This window comes from Ligilactobacillus acidipiscis DSM 15836 (assembly GCF_001435755.1).
Taxonomy (GTDB): Bacteria; Bacillota; Bacilli; order Lactobacillales; family Lactobacillaceae; genus Ligilactobacillus; species Ligilactobacillus acidipiscis.
The window spans coordinates 1-8,596 of record NZ_AZFI01000091.1 but is presented as its reverse complement, the minus strand read 5'-3'; the positions used below and the strand labels follow the sequence as shown (position 1 = coordinate 8,596).

The following is an 8,596-nucleotide window of genomic DNA, read 5'->3' as shown; positions in this document are numbered from 1 at the left end:
TAAGTAGGCATAAGCTTCATCAGCCGAAGCAATATCTGGTTTCGAAACTATTTCGATCAACGGTGTTCCCTGACGGTTCAAATCGACGTAGGAATATCCATCTGGATCATGGGTATTTTTCCCAGCATCTTCTTCGACATGCATTTCTTCGATCCCGATCTTCTTAGTTGAACCGTCTTCCAGTTCGATCTCTAAGAAACCATCATGACCAATTGGCGTTTGAGCTTGTGTGATCTGATAAGCTTTCGGATTATCTGGATAGAAGTAGTTTTTCCGATCAAAATGAATATCTTTCGTAATTTGGCAATTTAAAGCCAAAGCAGCACGCATCCCATATTCCAAAGCACCCTTGTTGACCTCAGGTAAAACTCCCGGATAACCCCAGTCGATCACATTCGTGTTGATATTTGGTGCTTGACCATATTGGACTGGTGCGGGAGAAAATGCTTTAGACTTAGTTTTCATTTCAACGTGGACTTCAAGTCCGATTGTTGTGGTAAAGTTCATTAATTTTCCCCTCCGATCGTTGGTACTTCTTTATGAAAGTCAGTTGCTTGTTCAAAGGCATAACCGGCACGATACATCGTTTCTTCACCAAACTGCGGTGCGATCAGCTGCATCCCGATCGGCAAACCATTGGAAAAACCTGCTGGTAACGACATTCCTGGCAAACCAGCCAAGTTAACTGGAATAGTCAAAATATCATTCATATACATTGTCACCGGATCATTGATCTCTTCACCGATACCAAAGGCCGTTGAGGTCGTGGTTGGCGCTAAGATCAAGTCGTAATTAGCAAAAACGTTGGCGAAATCTTGACAGATCAAGGTCCGGACCTGAGCAGCCTTCTTGAAGTATGCATCATAGGTCCCGGCTGAAAGAGAGAATGTCCCCAACATTATCCGCCGTTTGACTTCGTCACCAAAGCCCTCGGAACGGGAACGCACATAAACATCTTCCAAATTCTTCACATCGTCAGCCCGAAAGCCATAGCGGATCCCATCGTAACGCTGCAAGTTAGAAGAAGCTTCAGACGAAGCAATGATGTAATAGACCGGTACACCGTACTTGCTGTAAGGCAAAGAAACTTCTTCAACAACAGCACCTAATTTTTCAAAGGTCTTGGCCGCATTTTGAATAGCGGCACGTACATCTTCATTAACACCTTTATCCATGAATTCTTTAGGTAGACCAATGCGCATTTTCTTGATGTCGCCGTTTAATTTAGCGGTAAAATCAGGGACTTCACGTTCAGAGGAAGTAAAGTCATGCTTGTCATGACCAGAAATGGCACTCAACATCAAGGCATTGTCCTTGACCGTCCGAGTCATTGGACCGACCTGATCCAAGCTAGAACCAAAGGCGATCACACCATAACGGGACACGCGGCCATAAGTCGGTTTAACGCCAACGATGCCGTTAAAAGCAGCTGGCTGCCGGATCGAACCGCCAGTATCGGTACCCAAGGCAACTAACAATTGACCAGAAGCCACAGCGGCTGCCGGTCCACCAGAAGAACCACCAGGAACTTTAGTTTGGTCCCAAGCATTTTTAGTAATTTTAAAGGCCGAGTTTTCAGTAGAACCACCCATGGCAAATTCATCGAGGTTCAACTTACCCACGTCGATCATGCGAGCAGCTTCCAACTTATCCATCACAGTTGCGTTGTAGATTGGTTCGAAGTTACCCAAAATCTTACTTGCAGCAGTTGTCTTTAAACCCTTTGTAACGATATTGTCTTTGATACCAACTGGGATGCCGGCTAATTTGTCAGCATCAGTGATGCCCCTTTCATCAACTTTTTGGGCAGCAGCCAAAGCTTGTTTCTCGTCCAAAGTCAGAAAAGCTTCGATCTTGGCATCGGTAGCCTTGATTTGCTTGAAGGTTTCTGTTGTTAGTTCTTTAGAACTAAAATCTTTATTAAGTAAACCTGCATGGATCGATGACAGGTCATTTTTAAAGTAATCCATTTATCAACCTTCCTCGCTTTCATCAATAATTGCAGGAACTTTAACAAAGCCCTTGTCTTTTTGAGGAACATTATACATCAACTGGTCACGATCAGTTCCCTTAACTGCCACGTCTTCACGCATGACATTCTTAGCTTCAGCAACGGTAGATGTTACTGGAACGCCTGTTGTATCAACTTCACCAAGCTGCTGGACCATTTTGATGATATCATCCATCTGGCCAGCAAACATTTGTAATTCATCATCAGTGAATTCGAGCTTGGCTAATTTGGCGACATGCTTCACTTCATCGGCTGTGATTGCCATTTTGTTTCCCTCTTTCTACGTTGTTTTCAATTTGTTATCTGATACTGCTGTAAAGAATTATTGTTTCCCGCAAAAAATTGCAGAAATGTTGCAAGTTAACACTAGCTATTCTAGCATATTTCCAGAAAAGTTTGGCACTAATATAACTAAAAACTGGACATGTCTGTGTGACACATCACAGTTTTAGCTGTCCATCATTTGTAAAGAGCAGTGATTTGCTGCTTAGTGAGAAAATTTATCCACAGCTCTCAATTGTGCGCATCATTCTAACTGACTTACTCTTGCATCTTAATTGAGAGGTCTTTAGCAAATTTTTTCGGCATTTGTAAAGAATTGCTACATTCACCGAGCTTTCTAACATTAGTAACTGCTAAAAACATGGGAATAGAAATCACCATTGTCATCTTCACGCGATAAGAAAGCTTGGACTGTGCCATCGGCGCCCTTGATCGTGATGTCGATCGGGATCCCTGTTGGCAAATATGTCCGTGCGGCTTGCGCGACATACTGCGTGAAACTTGTGATCTCTGTTTGACTATAGAACTGGGTCGTAATATTGACCTTCATTCCTTGCAGCGTCTTATTTTTGTACTGTCCTTGTGCCGTCACACCTGCTAAGTTCGGGAAGAAGTCCTTGATCTTATTCTGGAAGACTTCAAATGATGTCTCATCATTGTCATTTGGCACCGACTTAGTGGCCGTAGCTGGAAAAGTATAACTGGACAAATGAGTGTCTTTCCAATTATTGATCTCGTTACCGCTCTTACTAAGTGTTGTAGAGTAAAATGAACCGCCGACTAAACTATCGTTAGGAGCCTGTTCAAACATTGCGATCATGATCGGCGTATCGTTAGTAACGCCCTTTTCCTTCCGTAAACGAGCCAATATTTTGGCAGCTGCGATCCGGCCTTGCTTGATTATTTCATCTTGCGAAATATCGGTCGAGTAAGTTGCACCATACTGCTCTTTTTGGTAGTAATCCTTACGGTTCATTCCGATCCCGATCGTGATCCCGCCTAAACTCAGCTTGCCGTTATCATCATTCATGTAATCTTGTTCTTCGATTTGTTGAATGTACTTCGGCGTCCGCTTTTTAGCATCCTTTTGCCCGTTATCTTTAGGGTTTAAGCCCGTAGGATTATCTCCTGATTGCCGGTCTAGCCAGTTTTCAACGGTCGAACGCGAAAGGATCTGGCCTTCTTGGAACACATACTTCTTAGGAGAAAATTGAGTCTTAGAAAGTGATGTCAACCCCGATTCAAAACTCTGCAGGTTCAACATGTTATCAGCGTCCTGAGTGATCCCGACACCACGTGCCCGACTAGTCTTGTACTTGCCGTTCTTGATCACACCTTGGTAATCTGAGTCCGCAGTTTTTCCCGTAGTCTGATAACCTTTTTTTGAAGTAGTTTTATTTGTACGTGCCGTGTTAGTCGAACCGCCGTTATTATCGGACGAATTCGAACATGCACTGATCAGCAGGACCGACATCAGCAAGCTGATAACAATTGCTGCCTTTTTTTTCATCGTTCTGCCTCCATTTTCTTAACAAACTGTGCCTCATCCATGATCTGCGTACCTAAGTCTTGGGCTTTAGTCAGCTTGCTGCCGGCATCATGACCCGCGATCAAAAGCGTCGTTTTCTTAGAGACACTGCCCGTGACTTTGGCGCCATGCTCTTGCAGCCATTTTTTAGCGTCAGCTCGCGTGATCGTATCCAGCGTTCCGGTCAAAACGACCGTCTGCTTGTTAAATTCACTTTCTTGAGCCTGTTCTTCAACTTGGCTGGCTGTTTTGCCCAAATAATCCATGTTGACTTTTTGTTTCTTTAATTCACCGATCAAGTCGGCCACTTCAGCAGTCGCAAAATACTTAACGATACTTTCTGCAATAACTCCACCCATCGAATCGATCTCCTCGATTTCTTGTGCCGAAGCATGACTGATCTGATCCAAGCTGCCAAAATGTTGCGCCAAGATCCGTGCAGCTTTTGCACCGACATGCCGGATCCCTAAGCCAAACAACAGATGCTCCACTGATTCTTGGCGGCTGGCATCGATAGCCTCAAGCAAATTAGAGGCTGACTTATCTTTGACCTTATCTAACCTGAGCAAGTCTTCTTTAGTTAACTTATACAGATCAGCGACATCCGTGATCAGCTCCAAGTCAAACATTTGCTGGATGATCCGTTTCCCCAAGCCCCGAATGTCCATCGCGTTTCTGGATGCGAAATGGATCACACTTTCTTTCAAAAGTGANGGGCATTTAGGATTGACGCAACGTAATGCGACTTCATCATCCAAGTGTACCAGCTTTGCACCGCATTCTGGGCAGTGGGTCGGGATCTCATATAAAGTAGAGTCAGCGGGACGTTTGTCAAGCACGACCTCCGAAATTTCAGGAATGATATCGCCAGCCTTATGCAGCTTAACGGTATCTAAAACGCGGATCCCTTTTTCTTCCAAGTAGTCGGGGTTGTGTAATGACGCCCGACTCACCGTTGAACCAGCCAATTGGACTGGATCCATGACCGCAGTCGGTGTCACCACACCAGTCCGTCCCACCGTCCATTCAATGTCGCGGACAACAGTTTCTTGTTCGTCTGGCGGAAATTTATAGGCGATCGCCCAGCGGGGAACTTTGACAGTATTGCCTAACTCTTGCTGGACTGTAAATGGATCAGCCTTCAAAACGATCCCGTCGATATCATATTCGAGCTGAGTACGTTTGTCCTGATAATCATCAATATAGGCGTTAACTTCATCCATATTAGTTGCTAAACGTGAAGCGGTATTCGTCTTAAAGCCCCATTCATGCATCTTTTTTAAGGCAGCACTTTGTGACTTGACACCAAATTTTTCTGGTTCCATTAAGTAATAGATAAAGGTACTCAGATTTCGTGCCGCTGTGACCTTTGAATTCAATTGACGTAAAGACCCGGCCGCCGCGTTACGCGGATTCGCAAAAACCGGTAAGCCCTGCTCTTCACGGTATTCATTCAAGTGTACAAAAGAACTCTTAGGCATGTAGCACTCACCACGAACTTCGACTGAAACAGGTTCGCTCAAGCGCAAAGGGATCGCCTTGATCGTTTTCAAGTTTTGAGTGATGTCTTCACCGATCATCCCATTACCACGGGTCGAGCCTTTGACAAAGACTCCATCCTCATATGTCAATGAGATCGCTAAACCATCGATTTTTAATTCACAATTAAAGGCGACCTTTTCATCAACGTTGGTATGCAGGCGGTCAATGAAGGCCCGCAATTCATCTTTTGAGAAAACATCTCCGAGTGAAAGCATTGGTGTTTCGTGAGTAACTTTTTCAAAGCCGGATAAAATATGTCCACCGACTCGCTGAGTAGGTGAATCCGCAGTAATGACTTCGGGATGTTGTTTTTCTAAGTCCTGCAACTGCCGGTAAGTCTGATCATAAACTGCATCTTCGACTGTCGGCTGATTCAAAACATAGTACTCCCGGCCCCATTGATTTAATTGTTGTCGTAATTCTTGCGCTTGTTCTGCGACATTTGCCTGATCTGCGGCCATCGTTTCTCCTCCTCAAACTACTATTGAAAAATTGGTAAAACAAATGGTCACTCCCAATTTTTCAACCATTTCTTATTTTATTTCTCTGGTAACTATTAATTAAGCTTTATTCCAAAATTTTACCAAACCTTATGGCTAGCGTTTACTGATTGGCGCGAAGGATGCCAGCAAACGTTTGATACCTTGCGAATCAAAAGCAATATCCAGCTCGGTATTTTCACCTTCACCGCTAACTTTCACGACTGTTCCTTCACCCCAAGCCTTGTGGAAGACTTTATCGCCCACGTTCCAAGCCTTCTTTTCGGCTCCGGTCGTAGTTGGCTTCGTCACGGTCCCTGGTCTTAGTGAAGCTTGCTTGTAAGGGTTGATCTGACGAGCAGTCCGATGCTGTGTGAAGCCGGTACTCGACGTCCGCTGTTCATTTTCTGACTGTAAGAGGTCATCATCGATCTCCTCGATAAAACGAGAAGTTGGGTTATTTTGTTTGCGCCCATATAACATCCGTGAAAAAGCATTAGTCAAAAATAATTCTTGTTGCGCGCGGGTAATACCGACATACGCTAATCGGCGCTCCTCTTCCAGTTCATCTTCATCGGTCATTGCACGGGATAACGGGAAGATCCCCTCTTCCATTCCGATCAAGAAGACTACTGGAAATTCCAAGCCCTTAGCAGCATGAAGAGTCATCATCGTCACTTCATTTTGTTCTTCATCGACACTGTCCTGGTCAGAAACCAGCGACAGTTCGGCCAAGAAGTCAACGAATGGATCTTCATGTTCTTCGTCTTCTTGCCAGGATGAATCGAATTGTTGGGTCACAGTCAAGAATTCGTCCAAGTTTTCCAAACGACTTTCGTTTTCCAGCGACTGTGTTTTCTTCAAAGCTTGACGGTAACCGGCACGATCTAAGATCGCATCAGTCAGTTCCGTCACGGTCGCACTTTTTTCCATCTCGTGCAAGTCGCGCATTAACTTAGCAAACTTCTCTAACTGCTTAGCAGCTTTGCCCGTGACATTAGTCATCACAACATTTTCAGCAGCTTCCAACATACTTAAACCGTTCATAGCGGCAAAGTCGTTTAATTTATCCAGGCTAGCCTGACCGATCCCACGTTTAGGTTCATTGACTACCCGATTAAAACTCATCGAATCTTGCGGATTAGTTGCTAAACGCAAGTATGCCAAAATATCTAAGATTTCTTTTCGATCATAAAAACGATGAGCGCCCACGATCTTATATGGAATATTGGTTTTGACAAATGTTTCTTCCATCACACGCGATTGTGCATTAGTCCGATAAAGAATGGCAAAATCATTGTACTTTCTGCCCTCTTCACGGATCTTTTGCTGAATATTTTTAACGACAAAATAAGCTTCATCATTAGCATTCATGCCGCGATAATAGTGGATCTTATCGCCAGCCTTATTTTCAGTCCATAAAGTTTTGACTTTACGGTTAACGTTATTTTTGATAACTGAGTTAGCAGCATCCAAGATCGTCTTAGTAGAACGGTAATTCTGTTCCAATTTAACGACTGTGGCATCTGGATAGTCTTTCTCAAAATTCATAATATTTTCCATGTTAGCACCACGCCAACCATAGATACTCTGGTCTGCATCACCCACGACACAAAGGTTACGGGAACCTTCAGCCAACATGCCGACCAAACGATACTGAGCTTCGTTAGTATCCTGGTATTCATCAACATGGATATACTGGAATTTACGCTGGTAGTACTCCAAAGTTTCACGATCTTTTGTAAATAACTCGATCGTTTGCATGATCAGGTCGTCAAAGTCCATCGCCGAGTCCTTACGTAATTCTTCTTGATATTTTTCATAAGCCTGTGCCGTGATTTGTTCCACGGGACTTTCAGCATTTTTCTTATAATCATCGACCGTTAACAGATCATTTTTAGCATTTGAAATATTGCTTAAAACCATCCGAGGATCGTAGCGCTTAGTATCAACATTCAGATCAGCTAGAATGTGTTTCATCAACGTCCGCTGCTCACTAGGACTGGCAATTGTAAACGAACGGTTAAAACCGATTTTTTCAGCTTCCCGCCGTAAGATCCGCACACACAAAGCATGGAAGGTCGAGACCCAAATATCCGAGCCGGCTTCCCCTAATAACTTGTCAACACGTTCACGCATCTCTCGCGCAGCCTTATTGGTAAAGGTGATCGCCAAAACATGCCACGGCAAGACTTTTTTTTCTTGGATCAAATAAGCGACCCGATGCGTTAAAACACGCGTCTTACCACTGCCTGCTCCAGCCATGATCAAAAGCGGTCCCTCTGTACAGCGAACCGCTTGTGCTTGTATATCATTCATTTTGTCTAGTAGGTTATTTTGACCCAAATTATTCAATCCTCTCTAAATCTTCAGTCTGTTTCATTATAGCACAGGACACCTCTGCTTGGGCACCGACTAAGCCCATGGAAAGGCATCCAATTCAGATAATTAGTCCCTTGAGAAAAGTGATGTGTTTACGTGAAATATATGAGAGTGTGAGGAACATTTTACTCAAGTTCTTGCCACATTGTTTCTCTGTCTGATGCAGATATCTGAACCGAACAATTCCGTTTAATCTTTCAGCTCATGCACTCTTGATTTCATCTGGACCCTCTTATGTGATACTTGGGGCCACATCCTTCCCATCTGAACCCACATTTGCGATAGTTGGGCCACATCATGTACTCAGGCTTCATTTGTCTGGTAAATAAAAAGGAGCCCACAATTTTGGTTCTATAATATTTGGTACTGATA

At 43.9% G+C, this 8,596-nt stretch carries 6 protein-coding genes and 1 pseudogene; all 7 read right to left on the bottom strand.

Annotated features, from left to right (window positions below; translation table 11 throughout):
- On the bottom strand, positions 1-507 hold a 507-nt coding region (locus tag FC65_RS06975), incomplete at its 3' end, for an Asp-tRNA(Asn)/Glu-tRNA(Gln) amidotransferase subunit GatB (protein ID WP_477218330.1).
- Positions 507-1,970 (bottom strand): Asp-tRNA(Asn)/Glu-tRNA(Gln) amidotransferase subunit GatA, encoded by a 1,464-nt coding sequence (gene gatA / locus FC65_RS06970; protein ID WP_010496862.1) that lies wholly within the window; start codon positions 1,968-1,970, stop codon positions 507-509. The genes FC65_RS06975 and gatA, both read right to left, overlap by 1 nt.
- A gap of 3 nt (positions 1,971-1,973) precedes the next feature.
- The gene (gene gatC, locus FC65_RS06965) at positions 1,974-2,276 is read right to left on the bottom strand and encodes an Asp-tRNA(Asn)/Glu-tRNA(Gln) amidotransferase subunit GatC (RefSeq protein ID WP_056972067.1); all 303 of its coding nucleotides are present in this window, start codon (positions 2,274-2,276) and stop codon (positions 1,974-1,976) included.
- Between the two features lie 360 nt (positions 2,277-2,636).
- Positions 2,637-3,803 carry a CamS family sex pheromone protein gene (locus FC65_RS06960; protein WP_056972066.1) on the bottom strand — a complete coding sequence of 389 codons (1,167 nt, stop codon included), beginning with the start codon at positions 3,801-3,803 and terminating at the stop codon, positions 2,637-2,639.
- Positions 3,800-4,534 (bottom strand): annotated as a pseudogene (locus tag FC65_RS12445) (helix-hairpin-helix domain-containing protein); the annotation flags it as partial. The pseudogene FC65_RS12445 and the gene FC65_RS06960, both read right to left, overlap by 4 nt.
- 1 nt (position 4,535) lies before the next feature.
- Positions 4,536-5,824: NAD-dependent DNA ligase LigA (gene ligA / locus FC65_RS12440; protein WP_235803096.1), on the bottom strand; the 1,289-nt coding region annotated here is incomplete at its 3' end.
- A 135-nt stretch (positions 5,825-5,959) separates the two neighbouring features.
- Positions 5,960-8,188: a DNA helicase PcrA gene (pcrA, locus tag FC65_RS06950; protein WP_156408594.1), complete on the bottom strand. Its 2,229-nt coding sequence runs from the start codon at positions 8,186-8,188 to the stop codon at positions 5,960-5,962.
- Between the last annotated feature and the right edge of the window lie 408 nt (positions 8,189-8,596).